This is a genomic window from uncultured Tenacibaculum sp., from assembly GCF_947499065.1.
In the GTDB taxonomy this organism is placed as follows: Bacteria; Bacteroidota; Bacteroidia; order Flavobacteriales; family Flavobacteriaceae; genus Polaribacter.
Window position 1 is genome coordinate 645,863 of record NZ_CANMMT010000001.1, and the last position, 22,532, is coordinate 668,394.

Below are 22,532 nucleotides of genomic sequence, written 5' to 3' on the forward strand. Positions count from 1 at the left end.
TGTATAAAATTAATGTGAAATTAAGTCAAAATCCAAATGCTTACGTTCTAAATCTGTCTTTTTAACTTTTACTACAACAATATCTCCAAGTTGTATCAAATTTTTAGTTGATTGACCTACAATAGCATACTGCTGTTCATCATAGATATAATAATCGTCTTTTATATCTCTAATACGAACCATTCCTTCACATTTGTTTGAAGAAATTTCTACATAAATTCCCCATTCAGTAACTCCAGAAACAACACCTTCAAATTCTTGATCTTTATGGTCCTGCATATACTTAACTTGCATATACTTAATAGAATCTCTCTCTGCTTTAGATGCTAATTCTTCCATTTTTGAAGAATGTTTACATCTTTCTTCAAAAATTTCTGCTTTTGGTGATTTTCCTCCGTCTAAATAATGCTGTAATAGACGATGTGTCATTACGTCAGGATATCTACGTATTGGTGAAGTAAAGTGACTATAGTAATTAAAAGCTAAACCATAATGTCCTATATTTTGAGTGGTATATTCAGCCTTACTCATTGATCTTATGGCTAAGGTTTCAACCATATTGGCTTCTCCTTTTCCATGAACATCAGCTAGTAACTGGTTTAAAGACTGGGAAGTAGTTTCTTTATTTTCTGTATTAATCTTATACCCAAACTTACCAATAATGTTTTGTAATGAAGCTAATTTTTCAATATTAGGCTCATCATGAACACGATATACAAAAGTATTCTTAGTTGCCTTTCCTTTAGAAAATCCTATAAACTCAGCTACCTTTTTGTTTGCTAATAGCATGAATTCTTCTATAAGTTTATTAGCATCTTTAGATTCTTTAAAGAAAACTCCAGTTGGATTTGCTTCTTCATCTAAATTGAATTTTACTTCGACTCTATCAAATGAAATAGCTCCAGATTTCATACGTTTTTTACGCATTTTCTTAGCAAGTTCATCTAATTTTAAAGTAGCTTCAACTATAGCATCATCAACAATATATTCTTCTCCTGTAAGCGATACATCAGCTGGAACAATGTTATTTTTATTTTCAATAATTGCTTGTGCTTCTTCATAAGCAAAACGTTTATCAGAATAAGTTACTGTTCTTCCAAACCATTTGTTAATAATTTGAGCTTTATCGTTCATTTCAAAAACTGCTGAAAACGTCAATTTTTCTTCGTTAGGTCTTAACGAACAAGCACCATTACTTAACATTTCAGGTAACATAGGAACCACTCTATCAACTAAATAAACAGATGTTGCTCTGTCATAAGCTTCATCATCTAAAATGGTTTTTGGTTGCACATAATGTGAAACATCTGCAATATGAATTCCTATTTCATAATTACTATTTTCTAATTTTGTAAATGATAATGCGTCATCAAAATCCTTAGCGTCTTTAGGATCAATAGTAAATGTCAAATCGCTTCGCATATCACGTCTTTTAGCAATCTCATCTTCTGTTATTTCTAAAGAAAGCTTTTGCGCATCTTCTTCAACTTCTTTTGGAAATTCATATGGTAAACCATATTCTAACAAAATTGAATGAATTTCTGTATTATGGTCTCCTGGTTTACCTAAAACCTCTGTTATTTTACCAAATGGATTTTTAGAATTTTCTGGCCAATCTGTGATTTTAGCAACAACTTTATCGCCATCTTGAGCATTGTTTAATTTGTTTTGCGATATAAAAATATCAGCATACATCTTAGTACTGTCTGGCACTACAAATCCGAAGTTTTTATTCATTTGTAAAACTCCAACAAACTCTGTTTTGGCTCTATCTATAATTTCAACAACATCAGCTTCTAACTTATTACTTCTTCTTTTTTTATAAACATATACTCTTACAGTATCGTCATGCAAACCTTTGCCTAAATTAACTGAAGGAACAAATATGTCGTTTTCGAAATCATCAGAAATAAAATAAGCATTACCGTTAGAAGTAACATCAAGTGTACCAATATGATACTTTCTATCTTCATTGATTTGATATTTTCCTCTATCAATTTCTTTTATTTTTTGACTGGCTGTTAGTTCTGCTAATTTTTTTAAAATTTGAGTTTTTCCATCAGTATCGGAAATTCCCATTTTACTAGCAATTTGTTTATAATTATAAAATTTAGAGCTGTCTTCGTTAAGAATTCTAAAAATGTTTCGGGTAAGATCTTTTATAATTTTCCCTTTTTTCTTGTAGATTTTTTTCTTTCTAGTCATTAATCTTTCGTCTTAAATAATTTTCCACCAAAGTACGAATAAAATTACACCTTGTTAATTAAATAAGAGTTATCAATTCTATTTTGTACTTTGTCGCACCTTAATTTATTCTTTTATGCAAAAATCTTGGTTTGTAATTGTTAATCCTATTGCAGGAAATGGTAATTTTAATGAACTATGGAATGAAATTCAAAAACAATTAAATTATTATCAAATCACTTATCAACATGCTAAAACAACACATTCTAAACATGAATTAGAATTAGTTGAAAACGCTATTAGTAAAGGATTTAGAAACATAATTTCAGTAGGTGGAGATGGTACTTTACATCATGTTGTAAACGGCATAATGAAACAGAAAATTACTGATCCTAAAGAAGTTACAGTAGCTGTAATACCTTTAGGTACTGGAAATGACTGGATTAAAACCTATGGAATTTCAAAAAATATAAAAGAAGCAGTCGTTTTGATAAAGACTGAGAATAAAATACATCAAGATATTGGTTGTATAGAGTTAAATAATGAGCTCTCATACTTTAACAACGTAGCAGGAATAGGCTATGACGGTTATGTTGTTAATAAGTTGAATAAATTAAAACGTTTTGGTGCTATAGCATACTTATTGAGCGGAATTGCAGGTTTATTATTTTATAAAAAGACAACTTTTGCTATAGAAGTTAACAATAAGCTTGTTGAAACGAAGTGTTTAATGACTTTATTTGGTATTTGTAAGTACTCAGCAGGAGGTATGCAACTAACTGATTATGAAGATTCTACAAACGGGTTATTTGATATAACTATAGCTAAAAACCTGAATTTAAGCGACTTAATATTAAATATTAAGAAGTTATATAATGGTCTGATAGTCAAACATACTAAGGTAGAAACACATTTATCAAACACTTTGTTAATAACTCCAAAATCAAAAAAAGACAAACCATTTATTCAAGCAGACGGAGAATTAATAGGGCAGGGAGCCATAAAAGTAACACTCATTCATAAGGCTTTGCAATTCATTGTACCTAAATAAGTTAAATAAATCTTAAGAAAAATGTAACATTTCTTAAAATTTAACGTCTTTATAATAGAAAGTCGTTAATAATGAAAAAATTAAGAAAAATTATCGCTTTATTTTTATTCATCTTTATTACAGGAATCATCGTTACTGTAATAAGCATCAACTCAACGTTGAATAAAAAGACTCCAACTGAATTAGTCAAGGCTAAAGACAGTGTATACCTTATCAAAAAATCACAGAAAACAGCTTAAGAGCTTTTTCTCGTCCAATTGTTCTCACTTATAAACAAAACTAGAGTTATAGCTAACCGTATAACTCTTTTTTTATTCTCAAAAGAAACATTACTTCATCTAAAATTAGTTTCATCACAAATTTTCAAAAAGAGTTGTTATTAACATATACTATATATTAATAAAAGATATTTTAAAATTTAAAAAAAGAAATGATTGTTATTATAGTGTGTTAATATGTGGAATAAATTTCTGTTTTAATATTTGGACTTATCACTTATTAAATAAAATAAACAGGTTATTAAGATCATAATTTCTTAAAAATCAATTATAATTTAGAGTTATTAACAAAACTTATAAACAGTAGTTCACTAAAAATTATGAATAGTTAATTTTAATTTCAGTGTAAATAAAGCGTTAATTTTATGTTGATAAATGTTAGTTAAAAACTCAAAAAAAAAGTTGCATAATTAAAGTTGGTTCTTGTATTGTAAAAAAAATGTAAATAATCAAATATATTTTTGAAAATATACTACCAGTTCTTAACAATTGCTTAATATGGTTTAAGTCCTTGTTTTTAAAGAGGTTATTAAGAACGCTAAAAAAAGCATTGTTAATTACTGTTGATAACCGTGAATAACTGTATTTTTGTAGTTCACAACTAAATTAAAATCAACAAATTATGACAATTGCCATAGGAAATGACCATGCAGGTACTGAATATAAGTTTGAAATCATTAAACTTTTAGAAGAATTAGGACACAAGTTTATTAATTTTGGAACGAATACAAACGATAGTATGGATTATCCTGATGCTATTCATCCAACAGCAGAAGCTGTAGAGACCGAACAGGCAGAAATGGGTATAATACTATGCGGAAGTGGAAACGGCGCTCAAATGACTGCAAATAAGCACCAAGGAGTAAGAGCTGCACTATGCTGGAATAATGAATTGGTTGAATTGACGCGTCAGCATAACAATGCTAATATTTTAACAATTCCAGCTCGTTTTGTTTCTTTACAACAAGCTTTAGGTTTTGTTAAGATTTTTCTATCTACAGAGTTTGAAGGTGGACGTCATGCAAACAGAGTAAATAAAATACCTACTAATTGTTAATTAGTATAGCATAAGAAATATTTAAGTGAATTTTAAAGTAAAAAAATTTCAAGAGTTAACAACTTCAGAACTGTATGAGATACTTCAATTACGTTCTGAAGTTTTTGTTGTTGAGCAAAACTGTGTATACCAGGATATTGACGGAAAAGATCAAAAAGCATTACATGTTATTGGTATCAAAGAAGGTACTATTATAGCGTATACACGTTTGTTTAACAGTGGTGAATATTTTGATACACCAAGCTTTGGTAGAGTTATTATAAAGGAAACAGAGCGAAAATATGGCTATGGTCACGATTTAATTAAAGCTTCTGTTCAAGCAATTGTTGATAACTATAAGGAAACTAAAATTACCATTTCTGCACAAAGTTATCTTCAAAAATTTTATGAATCTCATGGCTTTGAAAAAGAAGGAGATGAGTATTTAGAAGATGATATTCCACATATAAAAATGATTAAATAAAACATTGTTGCGTGTTTATTGAATTTTATCAAATAGAAATTAACAACAAAGATGTTGTTTTATCCTTATTCAAGGAAGCTGCTATAAAAATTGCCAAAATGAACGTAGATCATTGGCAATATTGGAAAAATCCACCTTTAGAAAAAATTAAATGGGTTGAAGAAGGTATTGAAAATAAAGAGTTCTATTTTATTAAAAATACTGATAATGAGATTATAGGAATGGTAAGGATTTTAGAGGAAGACCTGTTGTATTGGGGAAAGCAAGAGGATAAATCGTTGTATGTTCATTCGTTAGTAGTAAGAGAACATTTCAATAAAAAAGGATTAGGAAAAATTATTTTAGATAAAGTAGAAAGTTTAGCTCAACAAAAGCAATATAAATACCTAAGATTAGATGCAGTTTCAACAAATGTAAAACTTTGTAAATATTATGAAAAACAGGGATTTAATAAGGTTGGAGTGAAAGAATTAAATGATACTGTTAATAACCTTTATCAGAGAAAGGTTTAACAAAGAAGTCTTATAAAAAGAGAAGAATCTTTAGGAGATAAAATATAGCATATTCAAAAATGAAGAGATAAAAAAAGTGGGGATTATCCCCACTTTTTTGTTAGTATTTATGTTTGTTTACGAAACATCTTCTGAATCAGGTTTTCCTAAAATTTTATTTTTAAAAGCTGTAAATAAACCTATAATGGCTATGGCAATTACTTTCCAAAATTTTAAAAGTAAAGCAAAAAAACCAGCTTTAGCAAGAACTTTTCCTGCTATTAAACCACCTATACCGTAAGCAGCAACTTTATCAACATTTGGATTAAAGTCGTGATAAGTATTTCCTTTAGAAAAAGAGACACTATTTAAAATATTGTCAACATCTTTTTTAAATAAAGGTAAAACGTCTATTGTACCTATAGCATTTAAATTTAAATAACCTTTTCTACCTAAAACTCTTATATTATAATTTAAAGTATTTATATCTTCTCCTTCAAAATTTAATTCTTTTGCCCAATGTAGTTTTTTATTTTCTTCATCATAAAATGGAGAAGAAGCCCAACCAACTAAATCTATAGCAGGATATCCTTGCTTTATTCTTTCTGGATTAATAGAATTAGTATCTTCTTGCATTTCTTTTAATAAATCAGAATAATCTAAATTTTTAGCATCTTCATCATCAATAAAACCTTCATCAGAATAAGTAATTTCAACTGCATATGTAAAATTATCATCAATAGGAGAAATATCTTTAGGTAGTAATAAACCTAAAACTTCTGATGGCGGATTCCCCCATAATTCACTTAAAACAAATTTACTCTGTTTAGCATCTAAAAATTTGTATCCATCTGGAATATTTATTTCAGCTAAGCCATTTTGTAAAGATATTTTACCGTATTGGTAAGTAAAAGAATTGTTTACACTATCTAGTTTTTGCAAATAAATTTTTTGTTCTTCTTCAGTTAATTCTTGGGAAAACGAAAATGCGGTAAGCATGCATAGAAATGCAAGCGAAAATATTTTTTTCATAGTTAATTTTTTAAGGTCACAATAATACAAAAATATTATATTAAATTTTCCACCTCTATAACTTCACCAGATTCCATTTTACTTAATTCAATATCACCTACACGAACTCTAACTAAACGAAGTGTAGGAAAACCAACAGCAGAAGTCATTTTTCGAACTTGTCTAAACTTACCTTCTGTTAAAGTAACAGAAATCCAAGAAGTTGGTCCATGACGGTCGTCTCGTATTTTTTTCGAACGCTCAGGAAATTCAGGAATATCTATCATACTAACTTTGCAAGGTTTAGTCATATATTTTTTTCCGTCAAAACCAATTTGAACACCGTTTTCTAATTGCTCAATTTCGGTAGCTGTTATCTGACCGTTAACTTGTACATAATATTCCTTTTCAACTTTTCCTCTAGTAGTAATAAAATCACTTACTTTTCCATCAGTTGTTAACAATAATAAACCCTCCGATTTTACATCGAGTCTACCAACTGCCATGGTCTTTTCAGGAAAGTCAAAAAGCTCACCTAATAATTTATGTTTACCACCTTTCTTTTGATTTGTAATAAACTGAGATAGAAAACCATAAGGTTTATAAATAATAAAATGACGATGTTTCATAAGTATTTTATAAAGCACTAATGGTTACAGAAAATAAATCTTTACCAGTGCTTATTCTCATATTTTTTTCTGAATATTTTTGAGTTGTTAACAATGGATAATGGCTTATTGGTTCAATACAAACCATATTATTAACCTCGGTCCATAACATAAAATTGTTAAAGTTTTCAGTGGTAATTTTTACACTAGGTGTATTGTTTTTAACTAAAAAAATTTCGTTGGTATTTAAAACTTTATAAGCAGCAGAACCAACATCTAAAATAGTTTTTAAACTAATTTCTTCTTCTTTAGTTTTTATAATTTCATTTCCAGAACCAGAAAGTTTAAAACTAGGATGATAGCCGATCATAAAAGGCATTCCTTTATCACTTATAATTTCAAAATCAATATGTAAAGAAGAATTTGATAGTGAAATTATTTTTCTAAACACAAAGTCATAAGGCCAAAACAAATGTTCTTGAGTAGATTTTTTAGGAAATTTTGAATTTTTTATTTGAGTATTTTTCTCATATTTTTTTTCAAAAATAGCTTTAGTATCATCACTAAAAACTAATTTATACTCAAATTCTCTTAACAAACCATGTTGGTCTTGCTTACCAAAACCTTGTATTGTTTCAATAGTATAATTGTTAAGTTTTGTAGGGCCAATAACAGGAAACATTTCAATGTCAGAAGCATTCCATCCAGGTGCATCTTTAGAGTGAATAAGCTCTTCATTATGAACAATAAAACTAACAAGTTCACCATTGGCAATGTTAGCAGAACTATTGGTACTTTTTAAAAAAATATTAAAACTCATTTTTAAAAATGATTAAGGAAAACAATATTACAAAATGTAGCATAAAAAAGATAGGAAAATAAGAGGAGTTTTTCATAACTTAGCGACTCTTATTTTATAATATAATTAGCACGATTTATGGCAGCAGATAAAGAAAAAGAAGCAAAATTAAAAGCGCTTCAACTTACTTTAGATAAGTTAGATAAGACTTACGGTAAGGGAACGGTAATGAAGTTAGGTGATAGCCAGGTAGAAGATGTAGATGCAATATCATCAGGATCTTTAGGGTTAGATTTAGCTTTAGGAGTAGGAGGATATCCTCGTGGTAGAATTATAGAAATTTACGGACCAGAATCATCAGGTAAAACAACTTTAACAATCCATGCAATTGCAGAAGCGCAAAAAGCTGGAGGTATTGCAGCATTTATTGATGCAGAGCATGCTTTTGATCGTTTTTATGCAGAAAGTTTAGGAGTAGATGTTGATAATTTAATTATTTCACAACCAGATCATGGTGAGCAAGCATTAGAAATTGCGGATAACTTAATCCGTTCTGGAGCTATTGATATTGTTGTAATTGACTCCGTAGCAGCTTTAACACCAAAGTCTGAAATTGAAGGTGAAATGGGAGATTCTAAAATGGGATTACATGCCCGTTTAATGTCTCAAGCGTTACGTAAATTAACAGGTACAATTAGTAAAACAAAATGTACAGTTATATTCATTAACCAATTACGTGAAAAAATTGGAGTAATGTTTGGAAATCCAGAAACAACAACTGGAGGTAACGCTTTAAAATTCTATGCTTCAGTTCGTTTAGATATTCGTCGTAGAACACAAATAAAAGATGGCGATAGAGTAATTGGTAACAGTACTAAAGTAAAAATTGTTAAAAATAAAGTAGCACCACCTTTCCAAATGACAGAGTTTGATATTATGTATGGAGAAGGAATATCAAAAGTAGGAGAGGTATTAGATATTGGTGTAGAATATGGTATTATAAAGAAAAGTGGTTCGTGGTTCAGTTATGGAGACACTAAGTTAGGTCAAGGTAGAGATGCAGTTAAAAATTTAATTAAAGACAACCCAGAATTAGCTGAAGAACTTGAAGGAAAAATTAAAGATGCTATTGAAAATCAAGAATAAGTTTTAAATTAAAAGTTCAAACTACTACTAAGAAGCTGTTGAAATATTTCAACAGCTTTTTTTTGTATATTTTAAGTTGTCAATTTAAGACAAAACCTAAACTAAATCTTCCTTTTACATTTGCAGTATGGAAACAAAAGAATTCTATAAAAACCGATTGCAACAGGTAGTTTCCTATGTAAGAACCCAATACAATGAACAGATTTCAATAGAAGAATTGGAAGAGCTATCTAATTTCTCGTACAGAAATCTTCAACGTATTTTCAAAGCATATTATAATGAAACTATAGGAGCTTATGTAACAAGATTAAAAATAGAAAATGGTGCTAAAATGTTGTTATTTACAAAAGATGAAATCAAACAAATAGCAGAAAATGTAGGCTATTCAGATGTGCAATCTTTTAGTAAATCTTTTAAAAAACATTTTGGTATTACCCCAGCTATTTATAGAAATAGAAAAGAAGAAATTCTTAAGAAAAATAGTAAAAAAACAAATACAAATATGCCTTTTTATGAAGACAGAATTACTGTTTTAGAAACCAAAAAAGTAGTGTATAAAACGTATAAAGGAGATTATTATAGTACTAAGGTTGATGAAATTTGGGATCAGTTATTAGAAGAAGTTGAAAGTTACAAAGTAGAAATAGACGATCTAGAATCTTTTGGAATAATTTGGGACGAACCTATTATTTCAGAAAGTATAAACTATAATTACGATGCTTGTTTAGTAATTGATGATACTTTAAAAATATCAGATAAAAAATTTAAAATAAAGAACATACCAAGTAAGAAATATGCTGTATTTACACATGTAGGAGATTATAAATCAATAAGTAAAACCTACGATAAAATATTTAGTAGTTGGTTATTTGCAACTGACAAAGAAATATCAGAAGATCCTTTTTTAGAATTTTATACAAAGCACGAATCTCATACAGAGAATCCAAAAGAATACGAAACAGAAATTTATGTACCCTTAAAAGGTTGATTTTTAAAATCGACATTAAAATGAAGAAAATGAAATTATTAATCATATTTTTTAGCTTAATACTAACTTCAAATTCTTGTAGTAAAAAAGAAGCTATAGCTGTAATAAAAGACAATTCTAGTACACAAAAAATGTATTATAACGGAAAAATATTTACAGTAAATGAAGCTCAACCATGGGCAGAAGCCTTAATTATTGAAAAAAATAAAATAGTTTTTATAGGTTCTAATTCAGAAGCAGAACAAAAGATAGATAAAGGAGCTGAAAAAATTAATTTACAAGGAAAGTTAGTATTACCAGGTTTTCATGACGTTCATATGCATCCAATGGAAGTAGGATCGACAACTACTGTTTTTACATTAAATGAAAACGAAAGTGATGCAGAAAACTATATATCAACAATAAAAAAAGCAGCTCAAGATAATCCAAATGTAAAGTGGTTAATAGGTTTTGGACATTCAATAGGAGCATTATTTGAAACTCAAAGAAGTCCGTTAGAAATTATAGATGAAGCAGTTTCAGATAGGCCAGTAATTATTATGGAACAAACATCACATTCTATGTGGATTAATTCAAAAGGGTTAGAAATGGCAGGAATTACGGCGGCGAGCAAAAATCCGCAAGGCGGAATTATAATGAAAGACAACGGCGCTTTAAATGGAATCCTAATAGACAATGCTGGAGACGTAGCTTATCAGCAAGCATTAACTGCTTTAAAAGATGCAAATGGAGAATATGAGGGAATGGTTTCTTATGTTTTACCAGAGTTAGCAAAACATGGAATAACATCAGTTTCTGACGCGAGAACTTATTGGAAAAGAGATCAGCACAAAACATGGAAAAATTTAGCAGATAATGGTAAACTAACAGCACGTTTTAACTTAGGTTTATGGGCATATCCTACAGCTGATGATGCAAGTCAAATAGCATCATTAAAAACATTATTTGAAAGCAATGAAAACAGTTTATTAAAAATTAATCAAATTAAATTGTATTCAGATGGTATAACACATAATACAACAGCAGCTTTACACAGTAATTATAAAGAAGACTATTTTAATCAATCTACCAACAATGGGTTGAATTATTTTACTGAAAACAGAATAGCAAAATATATTCAGGAATTAGAATCGGTTGGTTTTGATTTTCATATACATGCTATTGGCGACAGGGGAGTTACAGAAGCTTTAAACGCTATTCAAAAAAGTGGATCAGATAAAGGAAGACATCGTTTAACACATGTTGAAATGGTTTCTCTATCAGATATGAACAGATTTAAACAATTAAACGTAACAGCAGATGCACAAGTAGCTGGAGATTTTACGCAACCACAAAATTGGCATCATAATAATCATTTGTTAGGTAGTGCGTTGGCTGATAATCAAGTTCCAATAAAATCATTAAAAGAAGCAGGAGCTAGACTAACTTTAAGTAGTGATTGGAATGTGAGTTCATTAAATCCATTAATTGGACTTCAAAATGCAGTTACAAGGTCTCCACAAAATATAAGCTTAGAAGAAGCAATTAAAGCGTATACAATTAATGGAGCCTATGTAATGAGACAAGAAAAAAAAGTAGGTTCATTGGAAGTAGGGAAGTTGGCTGACTTTGTAGTTTTAGATAGAGATATTTTTACAATTCCTACCTCTCAAATTAAACAAACAAAAGTTATTTTGACTATTTTTAACGGGAAAGAAATTTATAAAAAATAGCCTTGATAAATATATCAGAAAATATACAATTAAAAGAGATTTCGATTACAGATTCGGAGTCTCTTTTTACATTAATGAAAGAAGTTTATCCAGCTGCTTATAATCATTTTTGGAAGGATGATGGAAGTTGGTATTTAAACAGTCAGTATTCAAAAGAGAATATAAAAAAAGAACTTTTAGAAGAAAACGCTGCGTATTATTTTGTGCTATTTAAAAATGAAATAATAGGTAATTTTAGAATTCTTTGGGATAAGAAGTTAGCTGGTTTTGATAATCAAAGAAGTGTAAAGTTGCATAGAATATATTTACATTCAAAAGTACAAGGGAATGGTGTAGGAAAATGCTTGTTAACTTGGTTAGAAAAAGAAGCAATAAAAAAACAATATGAACTTATTTGGCTGGATGCTATGGATGAAAAACCACAAGCGCTTAAGTTTTATAAAAAACTAGGGTACCAATATCATTCACATTGTTTTTTAGATTTTGACTTGTTGTATGATAATGTTAGAAAAATGAGCCAACTTTACAAAGAGTTGAGTTAAACTCCAGTACTACCAAAACCACCAGCACCACGTTCAGTTTCGTCTAAAACCGTAACTTCTTGCCAGTTTACACGTTCGTGTTTAGCAATAACAAGTTGTGCAATACGCTCTCCATCGTTAACTATAAAATCTTCGTTAGATAAGTTTACTAAAATCACACCAATTTCGCCTCTATAATCAGCATCAACAGTACCTGGAGCGTTTAGAACAGTAATTCCTTTTTTGGCAGCGAGTCCGCTTCGCGGACGTACCTGTGCTTCATAGCCCTGTGGCAAAGCTATAAATAAACCAGTTTTAATAATAGCTCTCTCTAAAGGCTTTAAAGTTATAGCAGCATCAATATTGGCACGTAAGTCCATACCTGCAGAACCTTCAGTCTCGTAAGCAGGAGTTTGGTGTTTTGATTTGTTAATTATTTGTACGTTCATATTCTTCAAAAAATTTTCAACCTTCAAATATAATACCCTTAAGTTATAGATAGTAGTTTATAGTTTTATTAATTTTGTCTTAGAAATAAAATACTACTATGAGTACACATCAAAAGATAGCAGTTTTAGGTGGAGGAAGTTGGGCTACGGCTATTGTAAAAATGTTATCAGAAAACTTAGATACTATTGGTTGGTATATGCGAAGTGTATATGCTATTGAACATATAAAACGTAACAAACATAACCCTAGTTATTTAAGTTCAGCAGAACTACATCCAGAGCAATTAGATTTGTCAGATGATATGAATCATATTGTAGAAAATTATGATGTTTTAATTTTTGCAATTCCATCAGCATTTCTAAAAACTGAACTAGAAAAATTGTCTGTTTCACTTGAAAATAAAATTATTTTTTCTGCAATAAAAGGAATCGTTCCAGAGTCGGGATTAATAGTAGGTGAGCATTTCCATGATATTCATAATGTGCCTTTTGAAAATATAGGAGTTATTACTGGTCCTTGTCATGCAGAAGAAGTTGCTATGGAACGATTATCATACTTAACCTTAGCTTGTCAGGACGAACAAAAAGCAAAAGATTTAAGTAAGTTTATCGCTGGACGTTATATAAAAACTAAAATATCTGACGATATTATTGGTACGGAATATGCTGCAATGCTAAAAAATATCTATGCAATAGCTGCAGGTATAGCGCATGGTTTAGGTTATGGAGATAACTTCCAATCGGTATTGATGAGTAATGCAATTCGTGAAATGAAACGATTTATAAAAAAGGTTCATAAAATGAAACGTAACATTAATAATTCGGCCTATTTAGGAGATTTATTAGTTACAGGATATTCTGTTTTTAGTAGAAACAGAATGTTTGGAAATATGATTGGTAAAGGTTACACCGTAAAATCAGCTATGTTTGAAATGAGTATGGTTGCTGAAGGATACTACGCTACAAAGAGTGCCTATAAAATTAATCAGAAAAACGGTGCAAGAACTCCTATTATTGACGCTGTCTATAATGTATTATATGACAAAAAAGAAGCGAAAGATGAGTTTTTAAAGTTAACAAATAGATTAGATTAGTTGTCTGCATTTGTACAAATAATCCTTCTTAATAAAAAGAAGTCTACTCACCAATCGCTTCTAGATTGAGTTGTGTGTAGGTTTTGTAACGAATTACAATAACGACAAATTTAATTTAAAATTCTGATTGACAAACTTTTTTGTAAAAATATATTCTTATTTAAATTAGAGAAATAATTTTACAGTTAGTTTAAAATTTTATAGATTCGTTTAAAATTAAACAATAATGAAAACGATACAAGAAGCTGTAGAAATTACAATTAGAAAGACACCGTTTATTGAAGAAGCTTTAAATGAGAAGCTTATCAATGTATCTTCTCTAGCTAGAGAAATTTTACCAGAAGTATCAAAGCTTTTAAAAAAGGAAGTAAAAGTTGGTGCAGTAATGATGGCTATTAACAGGTTATCACCTGCTAACGAATTAAGAGTGCGTAAAAATATTAAACGTTTAGCTCTTGATTTAGGCGATGTAATTGTACGTTCTGACTTATGCGATTTTACATTTAAAAATACCACTTCATTATTAAAAGAGATTGCTAAAATATTAAGCAAATCGGCAGATAGTAACGACTATTTCTTAACTGTTTCTCAAGGAATATTTGAAACAAATATTGTTACGAGTAAAAATTTACAACCTTATGTTGAAGAAATTTTTAAACGTGAAACGTTAATTAATAATGTAAACGATTTAGCTTCAATCACAATTAAATTGCCAAAGGATAACTTAGAGCAATCTGGAGTTTACTATTTTATTTTAAAGCAGTTTGCTTGGGCAAACATAGCTGTACAAGAGGTAATATCTACAACTCATGAAATGACAATTGTTGTAAAAGAACAAGATATCAACGAAACGTTTGCCATTTTAATGGATTTAAAACTGAATTAAAACAAAAGAATGGATAAAAAAGATCCCTACGCATCACTAAGAATTAAGGAATTTAATATTTTTCTTTTAGTACGTTTTGCTTTGGTATTTGCATGGTCTATGCAATTTATTATTATCGAATGGCAAGTATATTCAATAACAAAAGACCCATGGAGTTTAGGTTTAATTGGAGCTTTTGAATTTTTACCTGCATTTTCTATGGCATTATTTGCTGGGCATATAGTAGATCAAAAAGAAAAGAGGAATTTATTAGCGCTTTGTATTGGTGCCTTTTCATTAATAAGTTTAGGATTGTATTTTTTAACGTTACCTAGTTTTGTAGAGGAATGGGAAACAAATACAGTTTTATACGCCATTTATGGATTGGTATTTTTTGGTGGATTTTTACGTTCGTTTTTCGGACCAACTATTTTTTCGTTAATAGCATTAATTGTACCTAAAAAATTATATCCAAATGCAGCTACTTGGAGTAGTTCTACTTGGCAAATCGCCTCGGTTTTGGGGCCTGCTTTTGCTGGTTATACTATTTATTTAATGGGGGTAAACCTATCATTATGTATTGTATTTGGTTTGGTATTATTTTCTCTTTTAATGGTTTTCTTTATTAAAAGAAAACCTATAATGAATCCTAAAAAAGGAGAAAAAATTTCAAAGAGTCTTAGTGAAGGAATATCTTTTGTATTTAAAACAAAAGCCATTTTAGGAGCTATCACTTTAGATATGATTTCGGTATTATTTGGAGGAGCTATTGCATTATTACCAGTATTTGCTCAAGACATTTTACAAGTTGGAGCAAAAGGTTTTGGAGTTTTAAGAGCTGCACCTGCTATTGGAGCTTTTTTAACAATGTTAATTACAGCATATATACCTATAAGTAAAAATGCTGGTATGAAACTCTTAGCAGCTATTTTTGGTTTTGGAGTATGTATTATTGTATTCGGACTTTCTTCAATTTTTTGGGTATCATTATTAGCTCTATTTTTTAGTGGTGTAACCGATGGAATTTCTATGGTTATTAGACAAACTATTTTACAATTAAAAACACCAGATCATATGCGAGGTAGAGTTGCTTCAGTAAATTCTATGTTTGTAGGGTCATCAAACGAGTTAGGAGCGCTTGAAAGCGGTTTAACTGCAAAATTAATGGGTACGGTTACTGCAGTAGTTTTTGGTGGAACTATGACCTTAATTACAGTAGTTACAACAGGTGTTTTAAATCCAACATTACGAAAGTTAGATTTAACAAAGGATTTAGAAGCACATGAGAAAATAGAATAATACAATTATAATTTCACTATAAAAATAAACCCCGTAAAAGAATTCTCTTACGGGGTTTTTATATTATATAATTGTCTGTTTTAAGACATATCCATATAGCTAATTTTAGTAATTGTGTTAGCAGCTTGGTCAAATTCTATATTAATAAAAGCGTCACAGTCTTCACACTGTGTAAATAAAATACTTTTAGCACCATTTCTACCTACACTAAATACAATTTTACCTAATTTACTAATATTATCTCCAATTGTAATAGTAGCTCCTTTAATTGTAATGGAAGAAGCATTACTATTTACTTCGAAAGATTCTACAAAAGGACTACTTCCCATAGTAGAAAAATCTACTTTTAAACCATTAAATGTGAAATAATAATAAGTTTCAGTTTCGTTTACACTATATGAAGCTGAAGGGCCTAATAATTTTTCAACAGCAGATTGATTCCCTTTTGTTTTCTTTAAATCAGCTAAAGTTGTAGCATTTATTTTAATTCCTTCAAATTCTGAGGAAGTAATGATATTACTGGTTTGACTTTTAGCAATTACACTACTCAATAAAAATATAAATACAAATATTCTATGTTTCATTTTACTTTAATTATTAATTGTACAACAATCTTTTTCAGAAATTTTTTAGCCTGCCAAAGATATAATAATTGTTCATCCTAACAATTAAATTATGTAAAGTGATTAGTTAAAATTTACAGCGATTTCTATTTTTGATTCTAATTCTTTTAAATACTTCTGGTTTTCAGTATCTGACCAGTTGTAGTAATTTGAAAATTCTTTTAAAATTTCATGTTTGTATGCATCAACACTAGGTTTATCGAAGAATAATCTACCTGTTCTACGCATAAAAAAGTCGGTTGGAGTACAAGTCATTTCATGTTGAATGGTAAACCAAGCCTCTGCTTTTAATAAACGAAGTAGGTAATCTTCATCTTTTAATTCGTTAAATTTATCAATAATAACATCGGTTTGTTTTCCATAATTATGTACTAAATAAGCAGCATCTGTTTTTGTAAAACCATGGTTTTTTAAATTTTTAGCCACTTGCTCTATATATAAATTTACCGATTTATAATTTTGAAAAGGACCACCTGATAAAATGATGTCTTCAGTTTGAATTGGGTCAAATTCAACTTCAAAACGACGAACCATTTTCTTAGCGACTAAATCAACAATACGTTCTGCCATTTTTCTATATCCGGTTAATTTACCTCCAGCTATAGATATTAATTTAGTATCAGAAACGAAAATTTCATCTTTCCTAGATAATTCTGAAGCAGATTTTCCTTCCTCATGAATTAAAGGACGTAAACCAGCCCATGAAGATTGAATATCGTCAATAGTTAAGTTAACCTCAGGAAACATGTTATTTACTGCCTCTATTAAATACATGGCATCGACAATACTTGTTTCTACAGTATTTTTATCTTGCTGAAAGTTGGTATCAGTAGTACCAAAATAAGTTACTTTTCCTCGAGGAATAGCAAACATCATTCGTCCATCAGGAATATCAAAATAAACAGATTGTTTTACTGGTAATTTTTCATGAGCAACCACCAAGTGTACTCCTTTGGTCAAATGCAATCGTTTACCAATTTTTGAATTATTTATTTGACGTAGTTCATCAACCCAAGGACCAGCAGCATTTACCACATATTTTGCCTTAATTTCATAAGTTTCATTAGTAAACTCATCAGTTACTTTAGCTCCAACAACTCGTTTATTTTTATAAATAAATTCATTTGCTTTGGTATAGTTAAGTATTTGAGCATTGTATTGACTGGCTGTTTTTAACACTTCAATTGTTAAACGAGCATCATCAGTACGATATTCAGCATAATAACCAGCGCCATTTAAAATATTTTCAGGTAATAAAGGTTCTTTTTGAAGAGCTTCTTTTTTATCAAGCATTTTACGTTTATCGTCACCTTCAACAGAGGCTAAAACATCGTATACTTTTAAACCTATAGAAGTTAACCAAGAACCATAAGTTCCTCCATCAATTAATGGTAAAATCATTTTTTCAGGAATGACCAAATGTGGAGCTATTTTATGAACAATTGCTCGTTCTGTTCCCACTTCTTTTACCAACCAAAAATCAAATTGTTTTAAATATCGTAAACCACCATGAATTAGTTTTGTTGATTTACTTGAGGTACCCGAAGCAAAATCATTTTTTTCTACTAGCGCAACTTTCATTCCTCTTGAAGCTGCATCTAAAGCAATTCCTGCTCCTGTAATACCTCCTCCAATAATTAAAATATCAAATTCGGTTTCTTGTATTTCTTTTTGAGTATTTGTTCGGTTAAAAAATGAAAATCTGTTCATAGAATATTTTTTGTTCTTAACAAAAATAAGAATAAAAAGAAGTAGATATCAATAAAAAAAGAGTTGAAAATTAATTCAACTCTTTATAGTCGCCCCCGCAACACATAAACCATTTAATGATTTATTTTTTTCCAATTTTTATCTGCACTATTTTTTAACTCATTGGCTCCTTCTTTTTGCCAAAGTTCAAGTGTATTGGTTCCCCAAGAATTATAAAATAAGTATAGTTTACCGTCTCTTATTTCAAAAGTCTTTGGATTAATACTTACTTTTTCTCCAGTTTTACCAATAGCATATGCACAGTATCCACCGTATTGTGGTATATATTTTTTAGGATTTTGTTTAAATAAGTTTAAATTTTCTTGAGAGGAAAATCGAAAAGAAACACCATCATACTTTGTTGTAATTTTTTTATTTCCTTTTACTGCTTTATTAGAAAAATAAGCAACTACATCATAACCGCTGGCTACAGCTCCTTTTTTAGTATTGTACTCCTGAGCAACTAATGCAGTTGATAGAAATACGAATAAAATCCATATTTTTTTCATCGATTGTTATTTTTTATGCTTTAAAGTTTCCCAGTTTTTATCACCTCTCATTTGTCTCTTTTTTACATCACCTTCTTGCCAATCGCCAAGTTTACTACCTATCCAAGAGCTGTAAAAAAGATATAGTTTACCATCACGTATTTCATATACTTCAGGATCGATATACATTTTTTTATTTTTCTCAGCTATAGCATAAGCACAGTAACCACCGTATTGAGGAATATATTTTACTGGATTTTCTTTGAAAAGATTTAAATTTTTTTCTGAAGAGAATTTGAATTTAGTACCATCATATGTAGTTTGAAATTTCTTTTTACCTTCTAAAGGTTTTCCATCTTCAAAATATGATACTACATCAAAACCTTCGGCTACATAACCTTTTTTTGTATTATAATCAGTCTTTTGAGCTATTAAAACAGTAGAAACTGTAAGTAATAGAAGTGTAAGAATTTGTTTCATCGTTTTTAAAATTTTTTAGATAGTCGATGAAAAAGATAGATAATTACAATTAATTATTTTTTAATAAGCACCAAGGGTTTAATATTTTCCCGTTTTTAATAGGAAGAATCTCACCAAATTGTAAAAAAACGAACTCACTTTGTTGAGGTTTTAAAAACACAAAATCATCAACATTTAAAGTTGTTTTTATGGGAGCGTTTATCATAGTCTGATTGGTTGAATTTCCAAACAAGTTATTTTCTTTAATGCCTTCAGGGTAATAATAATCTGCTTTCCAATAACCACCGTAAATAAAGTAAGATTGTTTGTTTATTGAATTAAGTATATTTAAAATCCATTTATATTTTTCGATGCCTGGTATAGTAGTGTTTTTAAACTTTTTTAAAACAGGAGTTGCAATAAAAGAAGCAGCAGTAAAATCTTTTAAAGAAGGAATATCAAAAGTAGAAGGTTTTACAAGGCAAGAACCAATAGCAATGTCATTAATTGGAGATTTTTTTGTTTTATGTAAATTTAAAGTGGGACTTCCGGCGCCGTTAAATGTTAAATCTTCCTTCCACAAAGAAGAAAATTTTTGTTCAACTAATTGTTTGCATTGTTCATAAAAAGTATTGGCTTTTTGTAAAGCTTTTTTTTCTGATAAAATTATTTTAGGAAGTTTTACTACATGAGGATCATATCCCATAAAACCTGAGAATTCAACATAATCTTGATTTTCTTTTATCAGTTCTAGTCCTTCTTTTAATGATTCTATAGAGTCAAAACCACCTCGATGTAGTCCTACATCAATTTCAATATTTAAACGAATTTTTTGCTGAAGCTGTTTTGCTAGATTAATGTATTCTTGTATTCTTTTTTTTGTATCTACCAACCATTGAATTTGTGTAAAAGGATTAAATCCATGATGATGTTGAGGTAAGTTTTGATAGAAAAAATGAGCCGTTTTAATAGGCATTGGTTTACCTAATAATATATCTTTTTGATGGTCTAATTCAGATGATAAATGGGTTAAAAATGGTTGATGAAAAACCATTAATTTGTGAGTGTTTGTTTTTTGTAAAACATACTTAATTAAATCTAAAGAAGGTAAAGATTTTACAACAATTCTAAATTCAGCACCAGACCTTAAATTAGATTGTAAAGTAATTATATTTTTATCTAAAATATCCAAGTCTAACAATAAGCAAGGAATCGCTCTTTGGTAGTTTTTTAATTCTTTGTTTAGATTATTAAAATAAGCATCCATTTATATACCGAATAAAGTTTTAATGTATGGGTTTACAAATATGTTTTGAGGATCATGTTCTTTTCTTTTTTGTAAAAAAACATCAAACTTTGGATACATATTTATAACATCTTGAGTAGTAAAAGTGTTCATTTTTCCCCAATGAGGTCTTCCATTGTATGCTTTAAAAACCTCTTCTAAAGCAGCAAAATATGCTTTGTATTCTTTTTTATTATAGACATGGCAAGCTATATATGCCGAATCTCTACCATATGCTGGACTCATATAAACATCGTCTCCTTTTACCCATCGATTTTCAATAGGAAAATGAATATTGAATTTTTTAGAATTAACTATTTTTTGAATGTCTTTAAAGGCGTCTTTATATGCTTCTGAAGGAATGTTATATTCCATTTCATGAAATTTAACCAACCTTTGAGTAGCATACACTTTATGACTATAATATGTTTTTTTAACATTACTGATGCTAGCTGCTGTAATGTTTGCTACAGTTTTATTTTGTGAAGGAAATAGTTTTGCAAACTCACAAAAAACTTTAAAAACATAGTTCTCTAAAACGTATTCTGTCCAGTAATTGAAAAAATTAATTTTATCAGGTTCGGAATTTTCTACGATGTTAGATGTTTTAGTCCAAGCAGTATTTGTATAAGGAATCCAATAGAATTCGAAATTTCTATTTTGTGAATTTTTTTGATCTAAGCTGATTAAAACATCATTTAATTTTTCTTTTTTATTTTGAAGACTTAATTTATAAGCAGGAACACACTGTATAGTTATTTCAGTAATAATACCTAAACAACCCAAAGAAACTTGAGCAGCTTTAAATAATTCAACGTTATTGGTTTCAGAGCATTCAATAATTTCTCCTTTACCATTTACAAACTTCAAAGCAACAACTTGATTACTTATCGATTTTAAACCTACACCAGTTCCATGTGTCCCTGTGCTTATAGCTCCTGCTATGGATTGGACATTAATATCGCCCAAATTTTCCATAGCGAGTCCTTCTTTAAATAACAATTCTCCCAGTAACGATAATTTTGTTCCAGCCTTAACTGTTGCTAGATTCTTTTCTTTATTTATAGCTACTTTTCCTTGATATTTATCTAAACTTATTAAAACCTCATTTGTACTACATAGGGGAGTAAATGAATGACCGGATCCAATAACACGTATTTTTTTATTATGCTGTATTGCTTTTAAAACCACATCTTGAATCTCTTCTTCTGAAGAAGGATATATTATTTCTGATGGATTCCATTTTACGTTTCTTGACCAGTTTTTCATACTAATTTTAGTTTGTTAATAGATTTATATAAGGTTGGATAACTTCATCAAATTTTTCCAATAAAAGCTCTTTACTGTTTTTTTCTAAAGTTGAATGATGGATAGCAAGACCTTCAATCATACTCATTAATTGTTGTGCTATTACAGAAGTAGAAAGTGTAATTGTTATTTCTTTTTTACTTATAGAAGTATAAATAATAGTTTCAATTTCCTTATGATAAGCATTTAAAGTTTCTATAATTTTTGTTCGTACAGTTTCATCTTCTTCACTTTCTAACTGAAATAAAAAATACCGACGAATAGGGAAGGAAAGACCTTGACCAGATTTTTCAACAAAGTCAATTAAATTAACAAAAAAGAGATACCTGTTTTTTATTCTTTTAATTAAAGTTTCATGAGAATCTTCAATTAAAAGATCTTCATACAGCTTAAAAAAGTATTCGTCTAAAGCTGCTAAATATATAGCATGTTTGCTTTTAAAGTGATGGTAAATGGCTCCTTTAGAAGAATTGGTAGCAACAATAATATCGTTTAAACTGGTTTTTTTATAACCTTTATTTAAAAATAAAGTAAAAGCAGTTGTAACTATTTTTTCTCTTCCTTGTTTAGCCATTATAAACTGTAATTTCCTCAAATATAGAGA

At 29.3% G+C, this 22,532-nt stretch carries 24 protein-coding genes; 12 read left to right on the forward strand and 12 right to left on the reverse strand.

Annotated features, from left to right (window positions below; genetic code table 11):
• Window positions 1-9: 9 nt before the first annotated feature.
• Complete coding sequence (gene rnr / locus Q0958_RS02945; protein ID WP_299119382.1) at window positions 10-2,205, reverse strand: ribonuclease R; 2,196 nt, start codon at window positions 2,203-2,205, stop codon at window positions 10-12.
• Between the two features lie 115 nt (window positions 2,206-2,320).
• Between rnr and Q0958_RS02950 the strand changes: the two genes are divergently transcribed.
• The 5 genes from Q0958_RS02950 to Q0958_RS02970 all read left to right on the forward strand — a co-directional run bounded on the left by Q0958_RS02950 (window position 2,321) and on the right by Q0958_RS02970 (window position 5,545).
• Entirely contained in the window at window positions 2,321-3,235 is a 915-nt protein-coding gene (locus tag Q0958_RS02950) for a diacylglycerol kinase family protein (protein ID WP_299119385.1), read from the forward strand.
• Window positions 3,236-3,306: 71 nt separating this feature from the next.
• A complete protein-coding gene (locus tag Q0958_RS02955) occupies window positions 3,307-3,474 on the forward strand; it encodes a hypothetical protein (protein WP_299119387.1) in 168 nt (55 codons plus the stop codon).
• A gap of 661 nt (window positions 3,475-4,135) precedes the next feature.
• Window positions 4,136-4,570, forward strand: a complete 435-nt coding sequence (gene rpiB / locus Q0958_RS02960) for a ribose 5-phosphate isomerase B (protein ID WP_299119390.1) — start codon at window positions 4,136-4,138, stop codon at window positions 4,568-4,570.
• Between the two features lie 25 nt (window positions 4,571-4,595).
• Window positions 4,596-5,033 carry a GNAT family N-acetyltransferase gene (locus Q0958_RS02965; RefSeq protein WP_299119393.1) on the forward strand — a complete coding sequence of 146 codons (438 nt, stop codon included), beginning with the start codon at window positions 4,596-4,598 and terminating at the stop codon, window positions 5,031-5,033.
• 11 nt (window positions 5,034-5,044) lie between these two features.
• Window positions 5,045-5,545 carry a GNAT family N-acetyltransferase gene (locus Q0958_RS02970; RefSeq protein ID WP_299119396.1) on the forward strand — a complete coding sequence of 167 codons (501 nt, stop codon included), beginning with the start codon at window positions 5,045-5,047 and terminating at the stop codon, window positions 5,543-5,545.
• Between the two features lie 117 nt (window positions 5,546-5,662).
• Here the strand turns inward: Q0958_RS02970 and Q0958_RS02975 are convergent, their stop codons facing one another.
• Genes Q0958_RS02975 through Q0958_RS02985 form a run of 3 tightly spaced genes read right to left on the reverse strand, consistent with a single transcriptional unit; the run spans window position 5,663 to window position 7,963 of the window.
• A complete protein-coding gene (locus Q0958_RS02975; protein ID WP_299119400.1) occupies window positions 5,663-6,556 on the reverse strand; it encodes a DUF2167 domain-containing protein in 894 nt (297 codons plus the stop codon).
• A 35-nt stretch (window positions 6,557-6,591) separates the two neighbouring features.
• Entirely contained in the window at window positions 6,592-7,164 is a 573-nt protein-coding gene (locus Q0958_RS02980) for a pseudouridine synthase (protein ID WP_299119403.1), read from the reverse strand.
• Window positions 7,165-7,171: 7 nt separating this feature from the next.
• On the reverse strand, window positions 7,172-7,963 hold the full coding sequence (locus tag Q0958_RS02985) for an aldose 1-epimerase (RefSeq protein WP_299119406.1): 792 nt from the start codon (window positions 7,961-7,963) through the stop codon (window positions 7,172-7,174).
• Window positions 7,964-8,080: 117 nt separating this feature from the next.
• Here Q0958_RS02985 and recA point away from each other — a divergent pair, with 117 nt between their 5' ends.
• The 4 genes from recA (at window position 8,081) to Q0958_RS03005 (ending at window position 12,330) form a co-directional block, all read left to right on the forward strand.
• The gene (recA, locus tag Q0958_RS02990; RefSeq protein WP_272150999.1) at window positions 8,081-9,088 is read left to right on the forward strand and encodes a recombinase RecA; all 1,008 of its coding nucleotides are present in this window, start codon (window positions 8,081-8,083) and stop codon (window positions 9,086-9,088) included.
• Window positions 9,089-9,215: 127 nt separating this feature from the next.
• Window positions 9,216-10,076, forward strand: coding sequence for a GyrI-like domain-containing protein (locus tag Q0958_RS02995; protein WP_299119413.1), 861 nt, complete (start codon window positions 9,216-9,218; stop codon window positions 10,074-10,076).
• A gap of 20 nt (window positions 10,077-10,096) precedes the next feature.
• Window positions 10,097-11,788: an amidohydrolase gene (locus Q0958_RS03000; protein ID WP_299119416.1), complete on the forward strand. Its 1,692-nt coding sequence runs from the start codon at window positions 10,097-10,099 to the stop codon at window positions 11,786-11,788.
• Between the two features lie 2 nt (window positions 11,789-11,790).
• A complete protein-coding gene (locus Q0958_RS03005) occupies window positions 11,791-12,330 on the forward strand; it encodes a GNAT family N-acetyltransferase (RefSeq protein ID WP_299119419.1) in 540 nt (179 codons plus the stop codon).
• Here Q0958_RS03005 and dut read toward each other — a convergent pair.
• Entirely contained in the window at window positions 12,327-12,758 is a 432-nt protein-coding gene (gene dut / locus Q0958_RS03010) for a dUTP diphosphatase (protein WP_150898045.1), read from the reverse strand. The genes Q0958_RS03005 and dut overlap by 4 nt on opposite strands.
• A 98-nt stretch (window positions 12,759-12,856) precedes the next feature.
• On the opposite strand from dut, the gene Q0958_RS03015 reads away from it, so the two are divergent.
• The 3 genes from Q0958_RS03015 (at window position 12,857) to Q0958_RS03025 (ending at window position 16,016) form a co-directional block, all read left to right on the forward strand.
• Window positions 12,857-13,852 carry an NAD(P)H-dependent glycerol-3-phosphate dehydrogenase gene (locus Q0958_RS03015; RefSeq protein WP_299119425.1) on the forward strand — a complete coding sequence of 332 codons (996 nt, stop codon included), beginning with the start codon at window positions 12,857-12,859 and terminating at the stop codon, window positions 13,850-13,852.
• Between the two features lie 226 nt (window positions 13,853-14,078).
• Complete coding sequence (locus Q0958_RS03020; protein ID WP_150898041.1) at window positions 14,079-14,738, forward strand: hypothetical protein; 660 nt, start codon at window positions 14,079-14,081, stop codon at window positions 14,736-14,738.
• A 9-nt stretch (window positions 14,739-14,747) separates the two neighbouring features.
• Window positions 14,748-16,016, forward strand: a complete 1,269-nt coding sequence (locus Q0958_RS03025) for an MFS transporter (protein WP_299119429.1) — start codon at window positions 14,748-14,750, stop codon at window positions 16,014-16,016.
• A gap of 80 nt (window positions 16,017-16,096) precedes the next feature.
• On the opposite strand, the gene Q0958_RS03030 is transcribed toward Q0958_RS03025, so the two are convergent.
• The 7 genes from Q0958_RS03030 to Q0958_RS03060 all read right to left on the reverse strand — a co-directional run bounded on the left by Q0958_RS03030 (window position 16,097) and on the right by Q0958_RS03060 (window position 22,502).
• The gene (locus Q0958_RS03030; protein ID WP_299119432.1) at window positions 16,097-16,600 is read right to left on the reverse strand and encodes a hypothetical protein; all 504 of its coding nucleotides are present in this window, start codon (window positions 16,598-16,600) and stop codon (window positions 16,097-16,099) included.
• Window positions 16,601-16,702: 102 nt separating this feature from the next.
• Entirely contained in the window at window positions 16,703-18,349 is a 1,647-nt protein-coding gene (locus Q0958_RS03035) for an FAD-dependent oxidoreductase (RefSeq protein ID WP_299119434.1), read from the reverse strand.
• Window positions 18,350-18,462: 113 nt separating this feature from the next.
• Entirely contained in the window at window positions 18,463-18,897 is a 435-nt protein-coding gene (locus Q0958_RS03040) for a YHS domain-containing (seleno)protein (protein ID WP_299119437.1), read from the reverse strand.
• A 6-nt stretch (window positions 18,898-18,903) separates the two neighbouring features.
• On the reverse strand, window positions 18,904-19,356 hold the full coding sequence (locus Q0958_RS03045; RefSeq protein ID WP_150898036.1) for a YHS domain-containing (seleno)protein: 453 nt from the start codon (window positions 19,354-19,356) through the stop codon (window positions 18,904-18,906).
• A gap of 49 nt (window positions 19,357-19,405) precedes the next feature.
• Window positions 19,406-20,602, reverse strand: coding sequence for an alanine racemase (locus tag Q0958_RS03050; protein WP_299119444.1), 1,197 nt, complete (start codon window positions 20,600-20,602; stop codon window positions 19,406-19,408).
• Window positions 20,603-21,889 carry a D-arabinono-1,4-lactone oxidase gene (locus Q0958_RS03055; RefSeq protein WP_299119447.1) on the reverse strand — a complete coding sequence of 429 codons (1,287 nt, stop codon included), beginning with the start codon at window positions 21,887-21,889 and terminating at the stop codon, window positions 20,603-20,605.
• A 7-nt stretch (window positions 21,890-21,896) separates the two neighbouring features.
• Window positions 21,897-22,502 carry a TetR/AcrR family transcriptional regulator gene (locus Q0958_RS03060; RefSeq protein WP_299119449.1) on the reverse strand — a complete coding sequence of 202 codons (606 nt, stop codon included), beginning with the start codon at window positions 22,500-22,502 and terminating at the stop codon, window positions 21,897-21,899.
• Between the last annotated feature and the right edge of the window lie 30 nt (window positions 22,503-22,532).